Annotated in this window: 1 protein-coding gene; it reads right to left on the reverse strand. The window is 70.2% G+C overall.

What is annotated here, in order from left to right:
• Nucleotides 1-130: 130 nt before the first annotated feature.
• Complete coding sequence (locus ACFUEL_RS39695; protein WP_380243091.1) at nt 131-1,369, reverse strand: IS701 family transposase; 1,239 nt, start codon at nt 1,367-1,369, stop codon at nt 131-133.
• Nucleotides 1,370-1,425: the final 56 nt, after the last annotated feature.

A 1,425-nucleotide genomic window follows, 5' to 3' on the forward strand; every position in this document is an offset into this window, starting at 1 on the left:
CTAGTAGTGCTTCGTTAGGTTCTGGTTCTGTGTCTGGTTCTTGTGCGGGGTAGGGGGCGGTTGCAGGTGGCACAGGTGCCGGTCCAGCCCTTGAGTAGGTCCTGGAGGAGGTCCAGGGCCTGGTAGAGGGTCAGGCCGGCGTCGGTGCTTTTGGGTCGAGCCGCCTGAGGGTGAGGAATGCCTGGGCGGCGGTGACGAGGGTGACGTGGTGGTGCCAGCCGCGCCAGGTGCGTCCCTCGAAGTGGTCCAGTCCCAGTCCGTGCTTGAGTTCGCGGTAGTCGTGCTCGATGCGCCAGCGCATCTTCGCCCACCGCACCAGGTCCGCCACGGGGGTGTCGGGCGGCAGGTTCGATATCCAGTAGCCGGTCGGAGCGTCGTGGCCGTCGGGCCACTCGACCAGGACGGTCGCGGTGGGCAGGACGCCGTCCCACCGGTTGCGTCCGCCGCCCGCCGCCTGGGCGGCCGCCAGGGACTGCTTGCCCGCCATCCGCACGGTCATCACCGCGAACCGTGAGGTCATGGGCCCTTTGCGGCCCTGCCGCCAGGCAGTCTCGGCGAAACGGCCGGCGGCAGCGGCGTCGGCCGCGTGCAGGTCCAGCGACCGCGGGGCGGTTCGGTAGCGGGCGAGGGTGGGCGGCCCCAGCCCGCCGTAGTCGGGGCGGTGCGGCTCGACGTCCAGCCCGTGCGCGACCTCCTTGCCGGTGAGCGCGAGGACATAGGACAGGCCCCGCTCCTGTAGGCCGTGGCGGAAGGGCGTGCTGGTGCCGTAACCCGCGTCGGCGACCACCACCGGGGCATCGAGCCCCCACCCGGCCACGTTGTCCAACAGCCCGAGCGCCAGGCGCCACTTCTCCTGGTGGACGGTGCCCTCCGGGACGCCCGCCTGGCGGCACCGCCCGGGATCATCCGTCCACTCGCGGGGCAGGTACAACTGCCAGTCCAGCGGGCACGACGCGCTGTCGGTGGCGGCATGGACGCTGACCGCGACCTGGCAGTTCGCCCGCTTGCCCAGCGCCCCGCAGTACTGCCGGGCCACTCCAGCAGATGCCCGGCCGCACTTGGGGAACGACACGTCGTCGATCACCCACACCTGCGGCGCGATCGCCTCCGACAGCCGCCGCGCGATCCGCCTGCGCACCGGCCACGGATCCCACGGCGACTGGTTCACGAACTGCTGCAGGGACTGCATGTTCCCGTCCGGCAACCGCGCAGCCATCGGCTGGATCGACTTGCGCCGACCGTCCAGCATCAGACCCCGCAGGTAACAGGCACCCCACCGACGCTGGTCCCTCCGCGGCAACGACCCGAACACATCACCCACGAACTCCGCCAACTCACCACGGAGCCGCTCCACATCCCCCAGCTTCACACCTGAAGAATGCCCACCAACAGGCAAGATCACCCAACGTAACGAAGCACTACTAG

Source organism: Kitasatospora sp. NPDC057198, assembly GCF_042670125.1.
In the GTDB taxonomy this organism is placed as follows: Bacteria; Actinomycetota; Actinomycetes; order Streptomycetales; family Streptomycetaceae; genus Kitasatospora.